The organism is Nocardia sp. CA-120079 (assembly GCF_050955745.1).
GTDB lineage: Bacteria > Actinomycetota > Actinomycetes > Mycobacteriales > Mycobacteriaceae > Nocardia.
The window spans coordinates 2,066,168-2,088,203 of sequence record NZ_CP192088.1 but is presented as its reverse complement, the minus strand read 5'-3'; the positions used below and the strand labels follow the sequence as shown (position 1 = coordinate 2,088,203).

20 protein-coding genes, 1 tRNA gene and 2 pseudogenes are annotated in these 22,036 nt (G+C 64.5%); 8 read left to right on the top strand and 15 right to left on the bottom strand.

Annotated elements, in window-relative coordinates:
* Positions 1 to 28: 28 nt before the first annotated feature.
* The 9 genes from ACQPYR_RS09665 to ACQPYR_RS09625 all read right to left on the bottom strand — a co-directional run bounded on the left by ACQPYR_RS09665 (position 29) and on the right by ACQPYR_RS09625 (position 7,995).
* Entirely contained in the window at positions 29 to 766 is a 738-nt protein-coding gene (locus ACQPYR_RS09665) for an ABC transporter permease (protein WP_433630151.1), read from the bottom strand.
* Complete coding sequence (locus ACQPYR_RS09660; protein WP_433630149.1) at positions 763 to 1,575, bottom strand: ABC transporter ATP-binding protein; 813 nt, start codon at positions 1,573 to 1,575, stop codon at positions 763 to 765. The genes ACQPYR_RS09665 and ACQPYR_RS09660 overlap by 4 nt, the downstream gene beginning before the upstream one ends.
* A gap of 65 nt (positions 1,576 to 1,640) precedes the next feature.
* Positions 1,641 to 2,093 carry a DUF3237 domain-containing protein gene (locus ACQPYR_RS09655; RefSeq protein WP_433630147.1) on the bottom strand — a complete coding sequence of 151 codons (453 nt, stop codon included), beginning with the start codon at positions 2,091 to 2,093 and terminating at the stop codon, positions 1,641 to 1,643.
* Between the two features lie 3 nt (positions 2,094 to 2,096).
* Complete coding sequence (locus ACQPYR_RS09650; protein ID WP_433630145.1) at positions 2,097 to 3,374, bottom strand: beta-ketoacyl-[acyl-carrier-protein] synthase family protein; 1,278 nt, start codon at positions 3,372 to 3,374, stop codon at positions 2,097 to 2,099.
* The gene (locus ACQPYR_RS09645) at positions 3,371 to 3,865 is read right to left on the bottom strand and encodes an SCP2 sterol-binding domain-containing protein (RefSeq protein WP_433630144.1); all 495 of its coding nucleotides are present in this window, start codon (positions 3,863 to 3,865) and stop codon (positions 3,371 to 3,373) included. Before ACQPYR_RS09645 ends, ACQPYR_RS09650 begins: the two co-directional genes overlap by 4 nt.
* Complete coding sequence (locus ACQPYR_RS09640) at positions 3,862 to 5,550, bottom strand: FAD-dependent monooxygenase (protein WP_433630142.1); 1,689 nt, start codon at positions 5,548 to 5,550, stop codon at positions 3,862 to 3,864. The genes ACQPYR_RS09645 and ACQPYR_RS09640 overlap by 4 nt, the downstream gene beginning before the upstream one ends.
* A 2-nt stretch (positions 5,551 to 5,552) precedes the next feature.
* Positions 5,553 to 6,557: a hypothetical protein gene (locus ACQPYR_RS09635; RefSeq protein WP_433630140.1), complete on the bottom strand. Its 1,005-nt coding sequence runs from the start codon at positions 6,555 to 6,557 to the stop codon at positions 5,553 to 5,555.
* A complete protein-coding gene (locus ACQPYR_RS09630) occupies positions 6,554 to 7,693 on the bottom strand; it encodes a StlD/DarB family beta-ketosynthase (RefSeq protein ID WP_433630138.1) in 1,140 nt (379 codons plus the stop codon). Before ACQPYR_RS09630 ends, ACQPYR_RS09635 begins: the two co-directional genes overlap by 4 nt.
* Before the next feature lie 38 nt (positions 7,694 to 7,731).
* A complete protein-coding gene (locus ACQPYR_RS09625) occupies positions 7,732 to 7,995 on the bottom strand; it encodes an acyl carrier protein (RefSeq protein WP_433630136.1) in 264 nt (87 codons plus the stop codon).
* A gap of 682 nt (positions 7,996 to 8,677) precedes the next feature.
* On the opposite strand from ACQPYR_RS09625, the gene ACQPYR_RS09620 reads away from it, so the two are divergent.
* Positions 8,678 to 9,268: a TetR-like C-terminal domain-containing protein gene (locus ACQPYR_RS09620; RefSeq protein ID WP_433630135.1), complete on the top strand. Its 591-nt coding sequence runs from the start codon at positions 8,678 to 8,680 to the stop codon at positions 9,266 to 9,268.
* Between the two features lie 115 nt (positions 9,269 to 9,383).
* On the opposite strand, the pseudogene ACQPYR_RS09615 reads toward ACQPYR_RS09620, so the two are convergent.
* A pseudogene (locus tag ACQPYR_RS09615) lies at positions 9,384 to 9,722 on the bottom strand (transglycosylase family protein); the annotation flags it as partial.
* A 432-nt stretch (positions 9,723 to 10,154) separates the two neighbouring features.
* Positions 10,155 to 10,463 carry a hypothetical protein gene (locus ACQPYR_RS09610; protein ID WP_433630133.1) on the bottom strand — a complete coding sequence of 103 codons (309 nt, stop codon included), beginning with the start codon at positions 10,461 to 10,463 and terminating at the stop codon, positions 10,155 to 10,157.
* Between the two features lie 24 nt (positions 10,464 to 10,487).
* On the opposite strand from ACQPYR_RS09610, the pseudogene ACQPYR_RS09605 reads away from it, so the two are divergent.
* A pseudogene (locus ACQPYR_RS09605) lies at positions 10,488 to 10,610 on the top strand (ADP-ribosylglycohydrolase family protein); the annotation flags it as partial.
* A gap of 105 nt (positions 10,611 to 10,715) precedes the next feature.
* Here ACQPYR_RS09605 and ACQPYR_RS09600 read toward each other — a convergent pair.
* Positions 10,716 to 11,162, bottom strand: coding sequence for a hypothetical protein (locus ACQPYR_RS09600; RefSeq protein ID WP_433635449.1), 447 nt, complete (start codon positions 11,160 to 11,162; stop codon positions 10,716 to 10,718).
* Positions 11,163 to 11,665: 503 nt separating this feature from the next.
* Between ACQPYR_RS09600 and ACQPYR_RS09595 the strand changes: the two genes are divergently transcribed.
* The 3 genes from ACQPYR_RS09595 (at position 11,666) to ACQPYR_RS09585 (ending at position 13,678) form a co-directional block, all read left to right on the top strand.
* Entirely contained in the window at positions 11,666 to 12,064 is a 399-nt protein-coding gene (locus tag ACQPYR_RS09595; protein ID WP_433630132.1) for a DUF4870 domain-containing protein, read from the top strand.
* 394 nt (positions 12,065 to 12,458) lie between these two features.
* Positions 12,459 to 12,776 carry a DUF222 domain-containing protein gene (locus ACQPYR_RS09590; RefSeq protein ID WP_433630129.1) on the top strand — a complete coding sequence of 106 codons (318 nt, stop codon included), beginning with the start codon at positions 12,459 to 12,461 and terminating at the stop codon, positions 12,774 to 12,776.
* Positions 12,777 to 13,054: 278 nt separating this feature from the next.
* Positions 13,055 to 13,678 carry a hypothetical protein gene (locus ACQPYR_RS09585; RefSeq protein ID WP_433630127.1) on the top strand — a complete coding sequence of 208 codons (624 nt, stop codon included), beginning with the start codon at positions 13,055 to 13,057 and terminating at the stop codon, positions 13,676 to 13,678.
* 189 nt (positions 13,679 to 13,867) lie between these two features.
* Here ACQPYR_RS09585 and ACQPYR_RS09580 read toward each other — a convergent pair.
* A tRNA-Ala gene (locus tag ACQPYR_RS09580) sits at positions 13,868 to 13,940 on the bottom strand.
* Positions 13,941 to 14,062: 122 nt separating this feature from the next.
* Here ACQPYR_RS09580 and ACQPYR_RS09575 point away from each other — a divergent pair.
* From ACQPYR_RS09575 to ACQPYR_RS09565, 3 genes are all read left to right on the top strand, one after another.
* Positions 14,063 to 15,565 (top strand): DUF222 domain-containing protein, encoded by a 1,503-nt coding sequence (locus ACQPYR_RS09575; RefSeq protein ID WP_433630126.1) that lies wholly within the window; start codon positions 14,063 to 14,065, stop codon positions 15,563 to 15,565.
* Between the two features lie 1,112 nt (positions 15,566 to 16,677).
* Positions 16,678 to 17,010 carry a transglycosylase family protein gene (locus ACQPYR_RS09570; RefSeq protein ID WP_063046924.1) on the top strand — a complete coding sequence of 111 codons (333 nt, stop codon included), beginning with the start codon at positions 16,678 to 16,680 and terminating at the stop codon, positions 17,008 to 17,010.
* A gap of 408 nt (positions 17,011 to 17,418) precedes the next feature.
* Positions 17,419 to 19,377, top strand: a complete 1,959-nt coding sequence (locus ACQPYR_RS09565; RefSeq protein ID WP_433630124.1) for an MFS transporter — start codon at positions 17,419 to 17,421, stop codon at positions 19,375 to 19,377.
* A gap of 36 nt (positions 19,378 to 19,413) precedes the next feature.
* On the opposite strand, the gene ACQPYR_RS09560 is transcribed toward ACQPYR_RS09565, so the two are convergent.
* Both ACQPYR_RS09560 and ACQPYR_RS09555 read right to left on the bottom strand, forming a co-directional pair.
* The gene (locus ACQPYR_RS09560; RefSeq protein ID WP_433630121.1) at positions 19,414 to 20,151 is read right to left on the bottom strand and encodes a DsbA family protein; all 738 of its coding nucleotides are present in this window, start codon (positions 20,149 to 20,151) and stop codon (positions 19,414 to 19,416) included.
* 120 nt (positions 20,152 to 20,271) lie between these two features.
* Positions 20,272 to 21,582 carry an MFS transporter gene (locus ACQPYR_RS09555; protein WP_433635078.1) on the bottom strand — a complete coding sequence of 437 codons (1,311 nt, stop codon included), beginning with the start codon at positions 21,580 to 21,582 and terminating at the stop codon, positions 20,272 to 20,274.
* Between the last annotated feature and the right edge of the window lie 454 nt (positions 21,583 to 22,036).

Genomic DNA, 22,036 nt, shown 5'->3' with positions numbered 1-22,036 from the left:
GGAAGCTCCTGCTGCGATCGGGTGATGATTACGAACTGCGGCGGCGTAGCGTTACCGCGCCGGTGAGCAAGGAGGCTGCGGCGAACGCAGCCACGACAGCCAGATCGATCCACATGGTGGTGGTCGGGTGTGGGTACGTGCCGATTTCGGTGAGCCCCTGTGCGGCATAACGCAACGGCACCACGTTGCTCAGCCCCTGCAAGAAGCCGCTCATCTGCTCCCGTGGCCACACGAGACCGCAGAGCAGCAACTGCGGGATCACCAACGCGGGCATGAACTGCATTGCCTGGAACTCCGATTGCGCGAACGCACTGGTCAGCAGGCCGGTCGAGGAGCCGAGCACGGCCGTCGCGATGACGATCAGCAGCACTGCCGCGATGGATCCCTGCGATTCGAGCCCCAGGAACTGGTAGGCGACCGTGGCCGCGACCGCCGCCTGCACCACGGCGACCAGGGCGAAGGCCAATCCGTAGCCGAGCAGTAGGTCCATCTTCGACAGCGGCGTGCTCATGAGTCGTTCCAACGTGCCCGTGGTGCGTTCGCGCAGCATGGCGACGCTGGTGACCATGAACATCGACACGTACGGGAAGATGCCGAGCAGCATCAATCCCAATTGGTCGAAGATGTCGGGGCGACCGTTGAAGACGAAGCGCAGCAAGGTGAGCAGCACGCTCGGCACCACGAGCAATAGCCCCACCGTGCGACGGTCGTGGCGAATCTGGGTGAGCACACGCGCGGTGGTGTGCAACAGCATGTGGGCATTCACAACGAAACCTCCGGCCGGGTCTCTTCGGAAACCTGATGAATCGCAACGTGATTCACGGCGGTGGTGGATCGTGCTCCGTCGCCGGACTCGATCAGCCGCAGGAAAGCGCCCTCCAACGTGTCGGCGCCGGTTCGCCGCAGCAAGCCGACCGGGTCGGAATCGGCGAGCACGCTGCCCTCCCGCATGAGCAGCAGCCGATCACAGCGTTCGGCCTCGTCCATCACGTGGCTGGACACCAACAGCGTCGTGCCGCCCGCGGCCAGGCTGTGAAAGGAGGCCCACAGGTCACGTCGCAGCACCGGGTCGAGGCCGACGGTGGGCTCGTCGAGCACCAGCAGCTTGGGCGCGGCGATCAGCGCGCACGCCAGCGACACCCGTGCACGCTGTCCGCCGGAAAGCTTGGCGGCCAGCGTGTCCCGGTAGGTGAGCAGACCGACGTCCCCGATGGCCCGATCCACCGACTCGGCCTTCGCCCCGTACATCACCCCGAAGTAGCGAACGTTCTGCCGAACGGTCAGATCGTCGTAGATCGACGGCGACTGGGTCACGTAGCCGACCTCACGGCGCAGCCGCCGATGCCCGGCCGGCTGACCGAGCACGGTGATCGTGCCCGAGGAGAACTTCTGCACGCCGACGACGGTGCGCATCAGTGTGGTCTTGCCGCAGCCGCTAGGCCCGAGCAAGCCCGTCACCGAGCCTTGGCCGACGGTGAACGAGATGTCGTCGAGGATCGTTTTCCGCTTCCGTCGCACAGTCACCGACCGGACGTCGATCGCACGCGACGACGAGTCGGCAGCCGATGAATTCATCGGGCCGATCACCTCACTTTCGGACAGAGGAAGGATGTGACACTGTGCGGGACGGTCGGGTCGGGTCAGGTGATCCGGTAGAAGCGGTACTGCAGACCGAAGCCCTCGGTGAATCGGCCCTCACCGACGAAAAGCGTCTGGTTGACCCATTCGTAGTCGGGATCACCGCTCTCCAGGCGCGGTAGCACTCGGAAGTATTGGTCCTCGAATGCGGTGGGTACCCCGTCCGCGAACGCTGTCTGCACGGCGTCGGTCATCTCGATCAGCCCACCGAAATGCGCGTAGATGATCGCACCGTCGTCGGTCTCGAACTGCACGCGCACATCGGCGCGCGCCCACTGATCGGTGCCGATCAGCACCCAGTCGCCACCGCCGGGCAGCACCCGCCCCTTGATGCGCTCACCCTCCAGCTTTCCCTCACCGACCTCGATGAACATGCGAATTCCGTGCGGGGTGTTGCCCACCATGCGAGGAGGATGCAGTGACGCGGTGACTTCACCTTCGAACTTCAATTCCATGGACTACTCCTGTGTGCGGTAAGGGTCGTTACGGCGCAGGACCAATGACGAGTTGTGGCCGCCGAATGCGAAGGAATTCGTCAGCACGGCAGCGACATCGGACTCGGTCGATGCCGAGACGAACGACGCGCCCATGCAGTCCTGCGCCACCTGGTCCAGATTGACCGACGGCGGGATCATCGAGGTCTTGACGGCCAGGGCGGCGATGGCGGCCTCCAATGCGCCGCCCGCGCCGAGGAGGTGACCGGTCATGGATTTGGTAGAAGCCACAACGGTTTTCGCGAGATCAGCACCGAAAACACTACGCAGCGCGGCCATTTCCGCGCGGTCGTTGAGTATCGTGCCCGTGCCGTGTGCGTTGATGTAGTCCACATCGGTTGTCGCGATGCCCGCATCACGCAGCGCGATGCGAATCGCCTGGGCGGCACTGGAACCATCGGCCCTCGGTGCGGTCAGATGGTGGCTGTCATTCGTTTGCCCGTAGCCCGCGATCTCGGCGTATATGGTCGCTCCCCGGGCGAGAGCACGATCCATATCCTCGAGAATCAGCACCGCCGCGCCCTCGCCCAACACGAATCCGTCGCGGTCGGCGTCGAACGGGCGCGCGGCCTGCTCGGGACTGTCGTTGCGCCGCGACAATGCACGCATGCTGGCGAAACCGGCCATGACAACGGGATTGACACAGGCTTCGGATCCGCCGACAACGCACGCGTCGGCGTATCCGTCCCTGATCATCCGCATGCCCTGGCCGACGGCGTCGGCCGAGGACGCGCACGCGCTGCTCGGCGAGTAGCTCGGCCCGGCGAAATCGTGGCGTTGGGCCACCACCGAGGCGGCGACATTGGACATCGAAACGGGGATGAAGGTCGGGGGGATCCGTTCACCGTCCGGGTCGTTGCCGACCGTGGCGCGAATCGTGTCGGCCCCGCCGAGTGCGCTGGCGATGATGACCGCGACATCGGACGGATCGGCGCTGAGCTCACCGGCGTCTTTGAGTGCCAGGTCGGAGGCTGCCATCGCGAGCTGACAGAAACGATCGAACCGGATGGCATCCCTGCGCTCCATCCAGTCCGTCGCCGCGAAATCATCGACCGTCGCGGCGATCCGAACCCGTTTATTCGAGACATCGAACGTAGTGACGGGACCGACGCCCGAACGACCTTCGAGCAGTTTGTCCCACAGCACGCCGGGATAGTTTCCCACTGGCGACACCACGCCGATCCCGGTGATGGCGACCCTGCGCCGCGCGCTCACCGCGCGCGGCAGGCTCGGCGCGCTCATGACGATGTCGCATTCGGTTCGAGATCGAACAGGCGCTCCATCTTCATGGCGAGCTGCACGTTGCCCGCGACCCGCAGATCACCCCGCGACATCAATTCGACACCGCGCGTCGCACCGCAGGCCAGCGCGACGAATGCCGAGGCGGGCGCGGTAAGTGTCGCCGCCGGTTGCGCGGCGAAGGCGCCCTTTTCGCCGACCGTGCAGCTGTCGGGGGCCAGCTCGACGTCACGTTCGAGTTTGCCGTGCGAGCGCCGGGTCACGGCCCAGCGGATCACCGCGCGCTCGGGCAGACCGCCGCGATAGAACGTCGGCATCAAATCGAATGCCGCGACCAAACCCGCTGTGCCGGTGTCGGTTTCGAGATGGTCCGCGAGCCGCTGCGCGGAGATGCTCTCGATCGCGTGCTTGACCCGACCCCGGTCATTGCTGAGCAGATCCGCCGCGAGCTGCGGATCGACGCCGGAGGTGTCGTCATGGGAAGTGTCGGTCATGAGGTCACCGCTTTCTCGCCGAGTATCGAGTTGAGGTATCGGGCCAATTCGCCGTGCGGATCCGCACCGGGCAATATCGCGCCGATGTGGCCGTCGGGACGCACGACGACCGCCGCCGCGTCGGACAAACCGAAGATCTCGATGGCGTCGTCGCGGAAATCGTGTAAGGCGTCCGGGCGCGGTACCGGGGACACCGGCCACACCCGCAGCGGTATGTCGCCGAGCACCGAGGCCCACGCACCGAACGAGTCCTGCCATTCGGGCGCGCCTTCGACCGAAGTCAGCAGCGCGAAGGCCCCGTTGGTCAGATCGGCGACGGCCGTGCGCCTGCCATCCTCTTCCAGCCACACATGCGGTGCGACGGCACCGACTATCACTCTTGGGTGATAGTCGACCACGTCCGCGACAACCGGCTGCGGGTGGTCTTCGTCGGTGGAGTAGACGAATCCCCTTGCCTGACCATAGAAGTCGAAATGCGGCCGTTGTCGTTCGATACCGTCGGCCAGTGCGGCGGCATCGCTGATCTCGGGCACCGATCCGTTTCCGAATCCGATCAGCGACCGTGCCGATGCGAAGAACTCGTCCATGGCCACGGCGTTGTGCACGCTGCGTTCGGCATTGAAATCCGCGACGGGTCGCCGCTCGGGTTCATAGGTGTTCAGCAGCCGTGGACTCGACCAACCACGCAGCACACCGTGCAGCTTCCACGCGAGGTTGTGCACGTCCTGGATGCCGGTATTCATGCCGAAGCCACCGGTCGGTGGGAAGCTGTGCGCCGCGTCGCCGGCCACGAACACCCGTTGGTGGACATCACTCCACCGGTCGACGCTTGTCGTACCCATTGCCCACGTCCGGACCGACTCGATCGTGATGTCGATGTCGGCCGCACCGATGGCCGTGCGGACCAAGCGCTCGCATTCGCTCTTGTCGGGCATCGCCGATGGGGCGATGTCGATGCCGGTCAGCTCGAGCAGCCAGGTACCGAGCCGCGGCGAGACGGTGATGAGCACGCCCTGTATGTCATCGTTGATGACCCAGTACAGGGCGCTCTCCTTGCCCGCGACGACCGAACCGAGATCGGCGGTGAAATGGATGTCCAACATCGTTCCGAGCGGTGCGCTGGCCTGGACCGTGATGCCTACGCGCGCACGCAACCGACCGTGTATTCCCTCGGCGAGAATCACATAGGAAGCGCGTAGTGCCGAACCGTCCGCTCGTACCGCGCCGACCCCCTCGGGGTCGGCGATCAGATCGGTGATCTCCACACCCGACTCGACGCTGACCGAGGGGTAGTCCGATAACTCGCGCAGCAAGAGCGTCTGCAACTCGTTCTGCGGACAGATCAGCGGCAGCACCGGACTCGCCGACACCGTCCGCATGAGTTTCTCGGCGTCTGCCACCATGTCGATCTCGCCGAGCTCGGCACCGACCAGACTGGAGTGGAAACTGACCCGAGTGGACGCCTCCAGACTGGTGCCGACCTCCTGCGCCGGACCGAGCAATTCGAGGTCTCGCAGTATCTCCGCGGTACGAACATTGACCATCGTGGCCCGCGGATGCGTGGACGCACTCGATCGGCTCTCCACCAGGTGAGTGCGAATTCCATTGCGGCCCAATAGATGTGCGGCGACCAGACCGGTCGGACCAGCACCGACGATCAACACTTCGCAATTGTCGACGGACATGGTCACACCTCGTGTCCGCGCCGGGCCGGCACAGCGTCGGCGACCGCGAACAGCGTGCGGTCGAGATAGCTCGTGATGGCGGCGTCCACGCGCCGATGGAAGACGATGCGCAGCACCGTGGCCACCGGCAGGCCGAGGGCGATCCCCGCACCCAATGCACCGACGAAGGCCGCCAGTGCGGTTTTCTCGCCGAGGCCACCCGGTTCGGTGTAGCGCCGGATCAGTCGTGACGCGAACCGAAAAGCCATGCCCGCCAGCAGATCCGGACCGATCACCGCGGCATTCTCGCGGGCCGATCCGGCCTGCGCCAACACCTCGGGCAGCACCGCGGTGATCTGCTCCCCCGAGCCCGCACCGGCCTCGACCAATTGTCGCGCGAGCCTGCGCAGCCGTTGATGCTCGGCATCGGGCACACCAGCGGCACGTAGACCGAACGATGCCTCCCGCCGCCCCAACAACAGCCACCGCAGCGTGGTGAATAGTGATACGAGCTGATTGGCGGTATCCGTCACCGCGATCACGCCGACCGGAAGAGCGCCCGCGGCGATCAGCATGCTGCGCATACTCACCGCCGCTGACACCCACATATTGCGGCAGGCGATGAACTGCACCACCGGCAGACCGGTCACCCGCTCGGGGTAGTGCCGCACCAACGATCGCATCGGGATCGATGGGTTCAAATACCACACCTGGTGCGCGACCAGCACCAAGTCCACGTCATCGCCGATTTGTCGACTGCCGTCTCCGACGGAGATGTCCACGGTCGACTCGGCATCGGCGGCCTGCGCGAACACACCGAAGAAGCGACCGAGTGACCACGGAAACGGAAAGTCACCGGAGGTGGTGACTTCGATCCACCGGACCTCACAGCCTGCGGCAACGAGCGGCTCGAGAAAATGTTCGAGACACTCTCGCAGTTGCCCGGTCTGCGAGTACCAGTACACCGCGATCACAGCGGGTTCGGCGCCGACCTCCCGCACGGGTAGATCCGCTGGCGCGGTACTCATGCGCTCGTGCCGCCGTCCACTGCCGTGAGGTGCATGTACGAAATCGCGAAACGGCCCGATTCCGGGACCATGCAGAGCATGGTGTCTCCCGGCGTGACGAGCTCTTCGCGCAGCATCTCGTCCAGGATCACGAAAATGCTTGCGCTACCGATATTCCCGACGCGGGTAAGGTTGCTGTACCACACTTCCGGTCCCGGCCGCGGCACATCGCGCCGCGACAATTCGCCCAGCACCATCGACTTCATGCGCTCGCTCGAATAGTGCGCCGGAAGCCATTTCAGGGTAGTCGGGTCGAATTTGCCCGCGTCGAGGAGCCGCTCGTACTCGTCGATGCCGACCTTGACCAGATGCGGCAGCAGCGAGAGACGTTGTCGGGCAACGAGAGTGCCCGCTACCGCGGCCTCGGTGGCGTCGGCGTAGTCCATCCAGGTCTTCTCGGCATCATTGGACTCGCTGCCGAAATACATACATGCCTGCTCGGTATTGGCATACGAGGTCAGCGAAATCCAGTCGATGCGCAGGCTCACCCCGTTCGACCTCGGCTTGTCCTGGACAACCGCCGCTCCCGCGCCGTCGGAGAGCATATACCGCAGAAACGCGGTCTCCATGGGCAGCGAACCATCCTCGGTCCGGCTCTCGAGTGCCTTATATCGGCTGCTCTTGAAGCCACGGGAGGCGAACTCGCTGGCGACCGCGACGGCGGCCGACTTCTCGCCGATCGCGACCTGCAGGTAGGCGTTCTTCAGCGCCATCATTCCCGAGCTGCAGATGCCGTGCGCGGTGACGATCTCGAAGGGCGGATAGGCGAGGCGGCCGTGGACCATGCTCGCGTGACCAGGCCCCATCAGGTCCGGCAATGTCGTGGCGGCGGCGAGTAACTGCAGATCCTCGGCAGCGATCTCCGATCGTTCGACGGCGTCCTCCACCGCCCGAGCGGCCAGTTCCGTATTCGAGAACACGGTTTGCTGTTCCCGATCCAGGGCGTAATAGCGCGTCTTGATGCCACTATTCGCGAGAATCGTGTCCCGAAGGCCCGAACTCGCGTTCCCCGCTTTGCCGATGAAGTCTTCGATTTCGTCGTTTGTTACCGGATCGCCTGGTAGAAATCGGCCAGTGCTGGTGATATATGCGGTCACCGGAAACTCCAATGCTGTTGAATGTGTCGCTCGGTCCGTTATAGGGACTTCGCGCTGGAATCCTCCGAGCGTGACCGCACGGCATCGACGAGTTCTCCGAACGTCTTGATGCTGGCGATGCGCTCGTCATTCAGCGCAATCGTGTATTTGCGTTCCAGGATCTCGGCAATGCCGAGCAGCCCAAGCGAATCCAGGCCCACTTCCTCGAATGTCGCTGAGGGGTCTACCTTGTCGACCTCGATGCTGTAGTGATTTTCCAGGTAGTCGGCGATATCGCCGTACACGTCCGTTTCGAGGCTCATCTGGATCTCCCCTTGTGCAGAACGGCCCCATCGGGCCGGTTGATTACAATGCACGTAGCGACAGCAATGTCGAACGCGGCGACAGCAATGTCGCGCTCTAGTCGACTTTCTTCGGGCGCAGCACTTTCCCGCCGCATGGTCACCGCATATACACCCAAAAGCGCTTCAAGATCCCCACCACCGGGCCCGCCCGGCGTTGCGCAAGTCGACTTGCGTACGACCATAATCGGGTCCGCCCGACTGCGCAAGACGAGTTTCTGTAACTATGGACATCTATAGTCAGAGTCCGCGTAGATGCATGCCGTCGGGAGCGAAACCTGCTGGTAGCGAAGCGGATCCGCCGAGGGGCACATGGCGCCGCGCATCCCTCCGCCTGCGGCGCGCCCGGATACGGCCCCCGCGAGGTGCTTGCCGAGAGCACGCCGGTCGACGACTCCCGAGTGCCATCCGGTGCCGAGTACCAGTCGACCGGGCGATGGCGCAGAGCATCGGACGCACCATGACGAACTCAGCGACTACTTCCGCCACTGCGCGCGGATCGAGTTGCCCCGCACTCGAATTCGAGACCGTGTTTTATCCGAACCGGTCCGGCCCGATGTGCGGTCGGCTCCGGCCCATTGTCTGCAATCTCGATGGAATGCCTGTGGCGGGAACAATGCGCTAGCGCCGTTATACTGCGAAAATGCCTGACAATTTCAGCGTGCCCCAGGTCACCGACATACCGGACATCGTTACTTCCGTGCGCAACGCGGTGCTATCGGAAATCATGAACGGTACCCCTGTACACGCTGTGTCCGTTGCGGCTGTCGCACGACTGGCCGGCATACACGAGACATCGGTATACCGACGGTGGAAGACCCGCGAACGCATGATCCTCGACGCGCTGACGACACGAAGCGAGGCGTCGCTGGTCGTACCCGACCACGGTTCGCTGCGCGAAGATCTGACCGATCTCATGAAACAGGCGTGTGCTTACCTCGGCAGCCCGGTCGGACGTTCGCTTTTGCAAATGAGTGTCGCCGCGGGGGACAACCCCGCGACGAGCGAGGCGCGACGGCTGTATTTCGAAACCCGGCTTCGGGCGATGGAGCCCGTCGTCGAGCGCGCGATCACCCGCGGCGAGGTGCACTCCGGAATTGCCGCCATTGATGTGCTCGAGCCATTATTCGCCACGATCCAGATGCGGGTGATCCTGACGGGTCAGCCGATAACGCCGGATCTTCCCGAAAAGCTGGTCAGCGTCGTGGTGGACGGAGTCCTTTCCGCCAGTTAGCCATGCGGCAGCCGCCGCTGCTGTCCGTCGCGAAAAACCGCTCCCGACCGTGACCTCGACGGGTCGAGCACGAGGGACTCGGTCGCACCCGCCGGGTAGCTCTGCTGTCTCATCGGAGGCCGAGCGCTGCCGAACATCCTGCCCACGGGCCCCAGCCCTGAGCGGCGAGTACCTGCTCGGCGACGGCAATCTGCTGTTCACGGGTGGCTTTGTCGGCAGTCTGCGCATACGCGGCACCGCCATATGCGGCCCATGTGCCCGGCGAGAACTGCAGACCGCCCTGAAACCCGTTGCCAGTGTTGATACCCCAATTACCACCCGACTCACAGGCGGCGAGGCTGTCCCATTCCTGATCGGTAGCGGCGGACGCTTGGCCGATGTATGCCATTCCAGCCCCGCCGATAATTGCACTGGTGGCGACGATCTTTTTGAGTGGGGTGCCCAAAACGCTCATATCGCAGTTCCTTTCGAGTCAGCAAACCTATACAGGTGTCCAAGCATGAAAGGTGATCACTGGATCTTCGAGCCGGTACGAGTGTGTGCGCACCGCGGCGAGCGCGTGCGAAAGTCCTCGGTATCGTGTCCACATCGAAATATAAACGCATGCGATGCGTGAACTCATGGGCAGCCGAAGGTTGATCGAAAAGCCGCGACCACCGACCAGCTGAATGACGGTGTGCGCGCGGTGATGCCGATCACAGCCCATGCAACACGGTGGCGTGTGATCAGCTCGCATGGGCCATGAAATTCCACCAGTGACAATAGGCCGAACAACAAGTTCCGAAACCTGATATAGGCCATGAAATCCCTTCAGCCGCAGAGGGTTGGCGAAGAATCGGAAATTGGCAGGGGTGTGACGATTGCCTACGGTCCAATCGTCTATTCGTCACCGATGCAAGTCCGTTGGTGATGCGCTCGGTGCCCAGTTCTTCGTGCCCGGCCACTCCGTCGCGAATCTGCTCGCCGGGCACCCACCCGCGGCGCCGTGGCAGTGGACCGACGACACCGAGATGGCCTGTTCGGTGTGCTCGGAAACCCGTTGGCGCGGGGTATCGACCGCGACGCGATAGCGGGCGCCTTCGCCGATCGCTGCGAACCGTATCGTGGCTATCGCGGCGGCACAGTCGTTGTGCTGCACCAGATTCGCGACCAACGCCCCTGGAACGAAGCGGCCGCGGCTGCTTTCAGCGGGCACGGATCATAGGGAAACGGAGCCGCGATGCGGGTCGCCCCACTCGGGGCGTACTTCGCTGAAAACCTGCGCCGAGCCGCCACGCAAGCCGCGCGCTGCGCCGAGGTCACCCATCGGCACCCGCAGGCCATCGTGGGTGCCACGGCGGTCGCCGCCGCCGCGAGCCACACCGCGACCACAAGTGGAAACCGCTGTGTACCAAGCGAATTACTGCACGTGGTAGAGCCGTATCTGGTTGACGGGCGCTCCCATGTGCTACGCGACCTTGGTGTAGGTCAGGTCGAAGTCCGTCTTCCAGGTCTTTCGGTCCTCGGCCAGCTCCCAGCGCCCCAGAATCGTGCTCCCATCCTCGGAGAATCTGCCGGTGAACCGCTGGGCGAAGGGATCGCCGTCACGCCGCAGCGTCCAGATGCCCTCGGTCAGGGTCATCTCGTAGATGCGCTGTACATCGCGGTCGTCAGTGTAGAGCTGATAGAAGGTGTCACTCATGCCATCGCAACCGATGACTGCGACACCGTCGGGAGCCTCGGGCAGGTCGATATGCCAGCGCTGAACCAGCAGCGGTGTGCCCGTGAGCCATTCGAAGGTGACGCGGCCCGTGCCAGGCCACGGTGGGCCGCCGGCAGGTCCGGCCACCATCGTCCATTCCCCGACAAAGACCTCCAGGCGCTTGCGTGCCGATTCGTCGGCGGACTCGTTCATCGCGCTCTCCTCTCCGTTGGATCACTGATATCGACGACGCGGGGCGACCGATTTCATCGGCGATCGGCCGGCTCGCCGGGGAGCAGATCCGCCACCATCGACAAGCAGTCCCGGACGTCGAATCCAGTCACACCGATGCCATGGCGGAGGTCCACCCGGAAGACCGATTCGTGCACCTACCACTCGATAATCGGCTCCCGCGAACACGCGGTAGCCCATTACATGACGTAGGAGCAACTCGCGTCGCTAGCGTGCGACCGCAGGTGAGCGTGCTGGCCGCTGGTGCGGTCGGCGCTCCTCGCTCGGAGACCAACTCGGCTACCGCGCGGCCTTCGGTGCTCGATTGTGTAATGAACCATCGCCCAGGCGTTTCGAGCTCGTCGGCAGTCATCTCGTCGCGAGGAACCACGTCCGGGGACCCCAGTCGCCAGCTGGCCCGCGACCTGTGAGTTCGTGCTGAAAGTTGGGATCGGTAGGTGGCGCGCGCGGCGTCTACTTACCCCATGACATCTTCTCAACCTCCCACGAACCAACCACAGCCCGCCGGCTTGGACAAAAAGACCAGCGCCATCCTGTCCTACGCACTGGGATGGCTCACCGGAATCATCTTCCTATTCGTGGGAAAGAACGATCCCGATGTGAAATTCCATGCCTCGCAATCGATCGTCTTCTTCGGAGCGGTCTCGGTGCTCAATATTGTTCTGAGCATCCTCGGCTCGCTCCTGGGAGTCCTGGGGATCATCTTCAGCCTCGCCGGACTCGCGGTCGCGGTCTTCGCGGTCGTCGTCTGGATCATGGCCATGCTCCAGACGAACAACACCAGCGGTGTCCGGGCAGAGCTTCCCATCGTCGGAAAATTCACTGCCCCCTATGCCGATCAGTTGGCCAACTCGATCAAATAGCGGCATATTCGAAGTCCCCAGCTGGATTTCGTCATCGAGGATGCTGTCGGCACCCCTCCATGGCGGCCAGATGCAACAGTCCGAAGATCAACGGCCCGAGGTTGCTCGGGCCGTTGGCGTCCGCGCAGAACGTGCGGAACGTGCGGAACTGCCGACTACTGCATGTCAATTGGTTACCCGAAATGGGTTGGCTGGCAACGTTTCCCGATGTGCATTTCTGTCGATCGGCGAAGCGGTAGGGTCGGATTCGGCTGAAACTCGGCACGGCGCGCGCCAACAGCCCGAGCATCCGGCCCGGCCATCACCAATACTCCGTCGGGGTGCTGCCCGAACATGGCATGCCCAGCCGGACCTTTATCGAACAAACGTTCGAGAATGCGGTAGGCTAGTTCGGGTGAACACACATTCGACTGCATTGGCACCGGATGCTCCGGCACGAGGATGGTCGGAACTGGCCGATGTCGACTTGCTGCGTACCCTCGTCGAAACCGAACGCCGCCGGCGTCGATTGGGTGCGGCCATGGTCGCGGCCGTCGCCGAGGCCGAGCGTCGCGGTCTCGCCGCCGACACCGGCTACCGGGACACAGCGGAGCTATTGAGTGATCTGCTGCGGATCAGCGCCTCCGAGGCGCGTCGGCGAATCGAATACGCCGCTCCGCGGGTCCGCTCACGTGCCAGAAAGGCGTGGCGGGCGGTGGCGGTGGCAGGTTGAGGCCGAGCCTGGGTGCGGGTGGATCTGAAGGTGTTTCGGGCCCGATTCGCTGAACCCGGTTCAGCTGGGGTGGAGGCGGCCGGTCGCCATAGCCGATGAGGTAGCGGTTTCTGTTCGAGCTCGAGGCGCGGCTCGAACTGTCGCGGCCAAAGGTCAACGCGGCGAGATCATCTCAGCCATGTGCACGCACTGACATGCCGATTACGGGACGATCGCGGCAGCCCTGCTGCGTATTGGTGAACTCGCGCGTTTCACTTCCGTGGTCAATGATGTGTCATGTGGATTTGGATCGGATCAGCACCCGCACCGCCGAACTCGCAGCGAAACTCGAGATACAGCCGCCGCGGATCGAGACAGGCACCGTGCCCCGGTCGTGCACGGCCGGCCTTTACGCGCGGATACGAAAGCAGCCGGTCCTCGTGGTCGGGTCTGCCTTCGAAAGACTCACCGTCGCCGAACAGGACGGTGCGCTCGCTGAGCACCTCGTCGCCCTGGATCTGCTCCGAGCCGGACGGCCCAAGTCACGCGTCGCCATCATGGTCATAACGCTCGCGCTTCTGACGTTCCTGCTCCTCGGCGTCGGCGGGTACATCGACGCACCGCCGTGGCAAGCCGCCTTTGCGGGTGGGCTGGTGGGGCTGGCGATGTACATGATCGTTACCTACGTGGTGATGGCGTTCTGGAGTCGGCGCATCACCTACCAAACCGATCGCAGGCTGGCGGTCGTGTTCGGTCGGCCATTCATGAACTTCATGCTCGACCTCGACGCCCGACTGCGGAGCCAACCCCTCGGCGTTGCCGGCCCTTTCCTGAAACTGGCCATGCCCAGCGAGGCCCGCCGGGCGCACCGTCTCGATGCAATCGTGCCCGCACCCGCCCGGTCGACGATCACCTCGCCGTAGGAGCACCATCCGCTCATAGCCGCATATCGGGCGCACCGAACGCGCGCTTTCAGATGCCCTGGATCATCACACCCCGGCCCATCCGAAGAATCCGATTCAAACCAGAATGCAAACCGTGGGGTTTCCCTGGGGCTGGGCCAATAAAATAGGTCAGGCCCGGTTAAAACCGAGCCTGACCTGATGTTTTTGTGGAGCTAAGGGGACTCGAACCCCTGACCCCCACACTGCCAGTGTGGTGCGCTACCAGCTGCGCCATAGCCCCGAGCGGGTCGCTGTCAGGTTTCCCTGACTGCCTGAACGAAGTTACACCACTGGCGTGTCGGCAACCAAATCGCCTTGATTCGGGGGTAGCGGAGGGGGTTGTTCGATCGTAGAATCGAACACATGTTCGATGGCGATGATCTCTCATCCGTGGACTTCGGGGCCATGACCGACGAGGGGCTGATCGAGGCCCTGCGGGCGGCGCATGGGCGGGCGGCGGTGGCGCAGGCCGCTGAGGTGTTCGCGGTGCGGGAGTTGTATCGACGGCATCGGGCCGAGACTGCGGAGCCGGGGCCGGGCGGAGTGCGGGCCGGCGAGTTCGCCGCCAGCGAGGCCGCGGTGGCATTGCAGGTCGACGAGGGGACGGCCGGGGCGTTGATCGATATCGGTCTGGCACTGGAGGATTCGTTGCCGCGCACGCGGGCTGCTTTCGCGGCGGGACGGATCGACCTGGCCAAGGTGCGGGTGATCGTGGACAGCACCCGAGCGGTGACCAGGGAGGTGCTGGACGCGCTGGAGCCGCGACTGCTCGAGGCGGCGGGACGAAACAATCCGGTGCGGCTGCGGCAGGCGGCGCGGCGGTGGGCGGCGCGGCTGGATCCCGGCGGCACGCAGCGCCGGCGGGAACTGCGGCAGGACGAGCGCGACGTCCGGCTGCGAGCGGTGCAAGACAGTATGGCTGTATTCGATGGATTACTGCCCGCGCCGGGGGCGCAGACGGTAGCGATGCGACTGCGCGAGATGAGTACGCAGGTGTGCGCATCGGATCCGCGGAGTATGCCGCAGCGCCGGGCAGACGCTCTGGTGGCGCTGGCGGATGGTTCCGGACGGCTGAAATGCCAGTGCGGACGCAGTGAGCGTTGTCCGAAGTTCGGTGCGCCGATCGAACAGCCGCGCAGACCATTGATCCAGATCGGGATTGCGGCAGACACGCTGCTCGGTATTCAGGAGGCACCGGCATTTCTGGCAGGGTATGGGCCGATCGACGCGGCGCTGGCCCGGATTCTCGCTGAACACGCACGCTTCCAGGTCATACCGGAACGATCGAACGCCGACGACGAGGCGACCGCTGTGGATGAAACGATGCCTCGGCGGCCATCGCCGCGACTGGAGCGCGAGGTGCGGGCGATGGACGGCATGTGTCGCTTTCCGGGATGCATCATGCCCGCCGCCGAATCCGAACTGGACCACAATCACCCGTTCGACCACCAGCGCCTCGACCGCAGCGGACGCACCATTGTGGCCACACTCTGCACGAGGCATCATCGCCTGAAAACGTTGGCGGACAACAAAAGACTCCCCTGGCGCATCTGGCGCGCCGATACGGATCGCCTGCAATGGACCGTCCCGACCGGCGATATCCACACCACGATCCGCGAGGGCGCGCGATACCTATTTCCGCGCACCGACACCGACGCCCCCGCCGCGCCCTACACCGGCCACCACAGATCCGAACCGCCCGAAACTCCCGCAATCCCCATCCATCCCGCCGACCGACCAACTGCCGAAGACATCGCCTACCCGCTCGACGGCTACATTGTCGTCCACGGCCAACTCCGGCGAATCCGCCCCGAAGACGAGATCCCAGACGACCATCCCCAGCCAGCCCGATTCCCCGCCCCCTGACCGGGCCATCCGCTCAGCGCAAGTCGCCAAGGCCCGTCGAGTGCCGCATTTCGAGCGATGCGCAGGCAGCTCGCGGACCGATCCACCCCCGAGTGCGTCGCAAGGCCGTCCAGATACCGCTCCATTCCGAGCGGCACATGGGCTGCCCAGATGCCCGATCCATCCCGAGCGGCTCACACGTTTGTCCGAGTGCCTGATCCACTGAGTGCCTCCCGCGGGCTGACGGGCAATTCCGCTCCGAGCGGACGCAGATATCCGCCCCACTGCGAGCAGCTCACAAAGCCGACCAGATATCCCGCTCCGCAAAGCTGCTGGCAGGACAGGCCGGATGCCCCGATCCGAGCTACTCACCGGGCCTCCCCGGCCCAAAGCTGGTTGACGCGCGCAAGTGACCGCGCTCGAAACCCGACTCCATACCGCCGTTTGCGACGGCAATTGCCCGTTCGGGACCGATATGGCCGTTCACGACCGGCATATATCCGATTGAACATGTGCCGTCGGCGAGAGCTATGCGCCGTCGGCATCACTCAGACATGCGGGACACCGCCGAAGGCCGCCTGGTGACCTGTTGTGCGCCCAGACCCACACTCGGCACCGGGAAGCGCCCCCACGAGCGTCACCGAAATACCGGCGTGCCGGATCGCTCTCGATTTGTTGAAGCTCGAATAGGGGTGGAGGGGATTCACAAGCACCCCAGCGGATAACAATTTCACCATCCGTACCGCATCGGACGTGCACCGAGCCTGTGGCGCAACCGGACATACCTCGCAGGTTTCGTTGCTCAAACGCGATCCGGATCACCATTTCGTAGTGATCCCGAACACATAACGTAACTATCACGAACGATCGTATATATACATTTTTACGCATTCGAACTGCGCGAATGCCGATAATCCGGGGTTGTGGTCGAGGCAATTCGGACGTTATCCCAACGTGATCTGTCGCGAATTCTTCGCTAGCGTCGTCGGCAGCCCGGATCAACGCGACGGGCTCGAACTCGAATCGCTGAACGCCGGTAACCCTGCCCCGCGGTTTCGAGGGTCCCCGACATCGCTGGGGGCAGGGACACGGCGGAAGTCCGCCGGGCCGAGCGGGCGCAGCCAGGAATCCACATGACTCAGAACCGCAAGCTCACCCGTGCCCTTGGTCTCGCCGCCGTCGCCGGTGCCATCGCCGCAGTTCCGTTCGGCCTGTCCACCGCCACCGCATCGGCCTCCGGTCACAACTGGGACGCCGTCGCGCAGTGCGAGAGCAGCGGCAATTGGAACACCGATACCGGTAACGGCTTCTCCGGCGGCCTGCAGTTCACGCAGAGCACCTGGGCCGCCAACGGTGGCTCGGGCAGCCCGAGCGGCGCGAGCCGCGAGGAGCAGATCCGCGTCGCCGAGAATGTGCTCGCCACCCAGGGCCCGGGCGCTTGGCCCGTGTGCGGCGCTTACCTGTAAGCCCGAATAGACCTGACGGGGTCCGTGCCATCGAGCACGGGCCCCGTTGTCGTCGGTACGGTCGAAGACATCGAACGAATTCGCCGGTGCCGGAATTATTTCCGGCAACAACCAAGTGAGCAACCGCCGCACAATTCAACCGACCGCACGATCCACATCGGGATCGAAAACCCCTCCGCTGCGGCAGAATTCATAACTCCCACCCCAGCTCGCAATGCCTGCGACGTCAACCGAGAGTCCCACTCATCGGTACCGACTGTTTCAATTCCGCAAATCGAGCGTTCTCATGGTCCGAAACACCCACGGGGAGTGATCCATCTCACTACCCTGTGTCCACCCGGTAACTCGTCCTGATCCACGCTCGGTTCAGGTCTTTACGAATGCCGTGGCTAGAAAGGCATCTCGACCATGAGCTCGACCCAGACCGCAGACCCGCCGACCCTGCTCACGGGGCTGTGGCAGCGCAAGCTACCGCACTATCCCGATACACCCGCCCGCTCCTGGTATTTGACCGTCGTGGTCATCGCCTCGATCGCGCTCTACTACCAATTGTTCGTCACCGGCGCCGTCGGCAATGAACTCATCGGCTACTTCGACCTGTCCTTCGCCTACTTCGTCTGGATCTTCATCATCGGCGCCGCCTTCGGTGCGGTGGCCTCGGTGCTCGCGGGCGTGCTGGATCGATGGGGCAGGGCGAATATCGTCGCCTACGGCGTGGTGATCTGCTCGCTGCTGACCCTGTTCGCGGTGCCCGCGACGACCACCAAGGAGCAGTACCTGTTCGTGTACTGCCTGGTGAGTATTGTCGAGGGCGCGGTGCTGGTGGCCACACCGGCACTGATCCGCGACTTCTCCCCGCAGCTGGACCGGGCATCGGCGATGGGCTTCTGGACGCTGGGACCGGTCATCGGCGCCCTGGTCACCACACAGATCTCCACCCACACGCTCGACGCGCATCCGGACTGGCAGTACCACTACCGGCTGTGTGGTGTGATCAGTCTCGTCATCGCGGTCGTCGCGGTGATCGGATTGCGTGAGCTCAGTCCGCAACTGCGCGACCAGATCATGGTGACATTGCGCGACCGTGCGCTGATCGAGGCCCGGGCCCGCGGGTTGGATGTCAAGGAACTCGAGCAGGGCGTGTGGCGACAGATGTTGCGCCCCAATATCATCGGCTCGGCATTGGCGATCAGCCTTTTCCTCGCCTTCTTCTACACCATCGTGTCGTTCCTACCGGTGTATATGGCGACGAACTTCGGCTTCAGTCCGGCCAAGGCCAATGCACTCGGCAACTGGTACTGGGCCGCCAATGCGATAGCGCTGGTGCTGGCCGGCATCGTGTCGGACAGACTCAAGGTGCGCAAGCCGTTCATGATCGTCGGCGCGCTCATCAGCATCGTCGGCATGTACCTGTTCATCGGCTACACCGATCAGCCCGATACCGATTACTACTCGTTCGCAACGGTTTTCGTGGTGATCGCGGTCGGCACCGGCATCGCCTACTCCACCTGGATGGCGAGCTTCACCGAGACGGTCGAGGCCCGTAATCCGGCCGCGACCGCGGTGGGTCTCGCGGTGTGGGGCGGCACGCTGCGCAGCGTCGTCACCGTGGTGCTGTTCGGATTGCTGATCGTGGTGAACGCCGCCGGTCCGCTGGTCAATTACGGGCCACGGCTCTCGGAGATCGCGCACAAATACGCCCAGCAACTCGCGACCATCCAAACGGTCGGCACGGAAACCCTTGCGGCACTGCAGCAGAACCCCAATGATCAGGTCGCACAGGTCACCGCGCTGACCAAACTGACCGGCGCGTCACCGGCCGATATCCAGACGACCGTCGGCCTCAACACCCGCTACCCGCAGGAATTGGCGACGCTGCAGGCGATCGATTCGGCGACACTGGCCACGCTGACCACGAATCCGGCCGATGCGAACGCGGGTCTGGCCGCGGTCGGACAGGTCGCGAAGAAGTTCGGCATTCCGGTGGATCAGGCGATCGCGCGGCTGCAAGCCGTGCAGCAGATTCCGGCCGCCGATCTCGCGGTGGCGGGGACCGTCGGCCCCAAACTGGTGCAGGCGACTACGCAGTTGCAGTCGGTCGGCACGATTCCGGCCGATGATCAGGCCTATCTGGCCGCGCACGCCAAGGAAGTGCAGCAGGCGCAAGCCGATTCGCCGAAGCAGTGGGAACGCTGGTGGTGGATCTGCCTGGCAGCTCAGGTTGTGTTCCTGCCGTTCGTCTTCCTGATGGCCGGACACTGGAGCCCGAAGAAGGCGGCCGCCGAGGCCAAGGCGCACGACGAACTCGTCGAGCGCGAACTGGCCGCGATCGCGGAGGAAGAGCCGGAGCCGGAACCCGCCGGTTAGCGGCGTCGTGCCGGGCGGTACCGCCGCCCGGCACGATCACTTGGTCAGGTCGACGACCCATTCGTGGTTGTTCACATCGATCTTGTTTTTGCCGTCGAAGACCGCGGGCGTGGCGACCTCGCCATTGGCATCGGTCAGCGCGGCACGCGCCATCTGCGCGTGGATCTTCGCCGCATCGAGTTTCGCGCCCGAGCTGATGCACTGCGCCGCCTCCAGCGAGACACCAGATTCCTTCGCGATATTCGCGAGATCGTCATTGCTGAGATCCGCGCCGCCTTCGTCCGGCTGCCTCGAGGTGAACAGCTGCGCGTGGAATTTCGAATACACCGGCCCCGAACCGGTATCCGCGACACATTCGTTCGCCGCGACCGCGCGGGTCGAGTAATCCTTGCTCTTGGACTTCGGGTCGAGGAAGGTCACGAGGTGGTAGCGGACCGCGAGTTTGCCCTCGTCTATCCGCTGCGCGATCTCCTGACCGTAGAGCCGCTCCAGCGCGCCGCAGGACGGGCACAGCGGATCCTCGTACACATCGATGGTCTTCGCGGCGTCGGGGCGACCGAGAAGAATCGTGCCGTTGTTCTGGTCCAGGACCGCGCGCACGTCCGCGCTGTGCACCGATCCATAGCCGTCATTGCGGATCGTGGCGTCGTCGCGCCCCCACCGGAACGCGATGATCACGATCAACACGATGAGCGCGAGTGCCACGCCACCCAGGGCATATGTGGTCGCACTGGACATCGGCCGCGGCGTGTACTTCGATCCCGATTCGCTCACCCCGAACACTCTGCCCCAACCACACCCAACCCCACGCATGGGGTGCTTGATCACCATGCATTGATGCAGGCAAACGTCGAGAGCGCCCCTCCCGGGTTACATAGTGATCAGACGTCCAGATCAGTGGGAGGCGTAATTGTTGTCCTGCGAGTCGGGGGCGTCGACGAGGCGTTCGGGGCCGTAGGTGTAGGCGGGTGGACTGTCCGCGATGGCTTCCACTTCCGATTCCACACCGCGTCGGTGCAGTGGTTCCGGGACCAGCGCCCAGATCGCGGCCGCGACGGCGAGTAGTGCGCCGGTCAGGGCGAGGGCGAGGCCGTAGGAGAAGTGTTGGGCAACGGCGCCCACCGCGACCGGGCCGATGACGGTGCCGAGGTCGGCCGCCATTTGGAAGCCCGCCAGCACCGGGCCGCCGCGGGCCTTCGGTCCGATGACGTCCGCGACCGCCGCCTGCTGGGCGGGGGTGAACATGCCCGAGCCCAGACCGGCCACGAATGAGGTCACCAGCAGCCAGGGCAGGTTCGTCGCGAGACCGAGTCCGGCGGTTCCGGCCGCACAGATCAGAGATCCGACGATCAGGAAGGGTTTGCGCCCGAAGCGGTCCGAGAGCCTGCCGGATGCGAAAAGCACTGCCACATTGCCCGCGGCGAACATCGTCAGCGTGACACCGGCCATACCCGGTTGCTGATGCAGCACTTCGACAACGAGCAGCGGCACCAACGCCATCCGCACGCCGAAAACCGCCGCGCCATTGGCGAAATTCGACAGCAGTACCGCCCGATACTCCGGCCGTGCCAGTCCCTCCCGGAACGACATCAGCCGCAGCCCGCCCACCGATTCCGGTGCGGCGAGGGTCGAATGCCGCAGGTTCACATAGACCACCGCGGTAGCGAGCAGCAGCGCCGCCGCGTAGATCAGGAACGGCGCCCGCAGCCCGAGCCCTGCGAGCGCACCGCCGACCAGCGGCCCGCTGACCGATCCGATCAGAAAACTCGTCGACCACAGCCCGGACACCCGCCCGCGCTGCGCGGGCGGCGACATCCGTATCACCAGTGCCAGCGACGACACCGTGAACATGGTCGACCCAACCCCACCCGCCGACCGCAAAACCAGTAGCTGCCAATAACTCTGGGCGAACGCGCTGGCCCCGGTCGACACCGCAACGATCAACAAGCCCCCGAGATATACCGACCGCTCCCCCAGCCGCTGCACCAACCGTCCACTGACCGGCGCGAACAACAGCCGCATCAACGCGAACGCACTGACAATCGCCGAGGCTGCGGCAACCCCAACCCCGAACCCCCGCGCGAACTGCGGCAAAACCGGTGCCACCAAACCGAACCCGACGGCGATAACAAACGACGCCCCGACCAACACCCAGATCTCGATCGGCAACGCCCCGGACGCCGCCCCACTAGAACCAACAGCCACCCCGCCCTGCCCCGCAGCCGAACCCCCATCGGTACCCGACACCGCGGTCTCCGCCGATCTCCACGCCTTCGCCAATTCCGCGGGAACCCCCGAATGCGACGCGCCCGCTGCTCCCACCGAAGCTCCTGAAACCAGCGACCCCGCCCCACCCGACACCGCTGCCGACCCCGACGCCTTCACCAAACCCACCGACACTCCCGAATCCGACGCGCCCGCTCGCCGTGACGCCGCTGCCGAACCCGCCTCGTCAGAACCAGACGCCGCCGCCCTTGCCGCCCCCAACTCCTTTCCCGTTGCCACCGGCACCGCCGCCCCCGACGCGCCCGCCGACGCTGCAGAACCTAGCGCCCCGGCCCACTCCGAACCGGACGCTGCCGCCTCCGCCGACCCCCACACCATCCATGGTCTCACTGGCCCCACCGACCCCGAGGCCGCTGCCGCCCCCGCTGAAGCT

Excerpts from the sequence above, each read along its gene's own strand:
- ACQPYR_RS09660 (WP_433630149.1), bottom strand. The coding sequence starts at position 1,575 with ATGAATTCATCGGCTGCCGACTCGTCGTCGCGTGCGATCGACGTCCGG.
- ACQPYR_RS09655 (WP_433630147.1), bottom strand. The coding sequence starts at position 2,093 with ATGGAATTGAAGTTCGAAGGTGAAGTCACCGCGTCACTGCATCCTCCT.
- ACQPYR_RS09650 (WP_433630145.1), bottom strand. The coding sequence starts at position 3,374 with ATGAGCGCGCCGAGCCTGCCGCGCGCGGTGAGCGCGCGGCGCAGGGTC.
- ACQPYR_RS09645 (WP_433630144.1), bottom strand. The coding sequence starts at position 3,865 with ATGACCGACACTTCCCATGACGACACCTCCGGCGTCGATCCGCAGCTC.
- ACQPYR_RS09640 (WP_433630142.1), bottom strand. The coding sequence starts at position 5,550 with ATGTCCGTCGACAATTGCGAAGTGTTGATCGTCGGTGCTGGTCCGACC.
- ACQPYR_RS09635 (WP_433630140.1), bottom strand. The coding sequence starts at position 6,557 with ATGAGTACCGCGCCAGCGGATCTACCCGTGCGGGAGGTCGGCGCCGAA.
- ACQPYR_RS09625 (WP_433630136.1), bottom strand. The coding sequence starts at position 7,995 with ATGAGCCTCGAAACGGACGTGTACGGCGATATCGCCGACTACCTGGAA.
- ACQPYR_RS09620 (WP_433630135.1), top strand. The coding sequence starts at position 8,678 with ATGCCTGACAATTTCAGCGTGCCCCAGGTCACCGACATACCGGACATC.
- ACQPYR_RS09600 (WP_433635449.1), bottom strand. The coding sequence starts at position 11,162 with ATGAACGAGTCCGCCGACGAATCGGCACGCAAGCGCCTGGAGGTCTTT.
- ACQPYR_RS09595 (WP_433630132.1), top strand. The coding sequence starts at position 11,666 with ATGACATCTTCTCAACCTCCCACGAACCAACCACAGCCCGCCGGCTTG.
- ACQPYR_RS09575 (WP_433630126.1), top strand. The coding sequence starts at position 14,063 with ATGTTCGATGGCGATGATCTCTCATCCGTGGACTTCGGGGCCATGACC.
- ACQPYR_RS09570 (WP_063046924.1), top strand. The coding sequence starts at position 16,678 with ATGACTCAGAACCGCAAGCTCACCCGTGCCCTTGGTCTCGCCGCCGTC.
- ACQPYR_RS09565 (WP_433630124.1), top strand. The coding sequence starts at position 17,419 with ATGAGCTCGACCCAGACCGCAGACCCGCCGACCCTGCTCACGGGGCTG.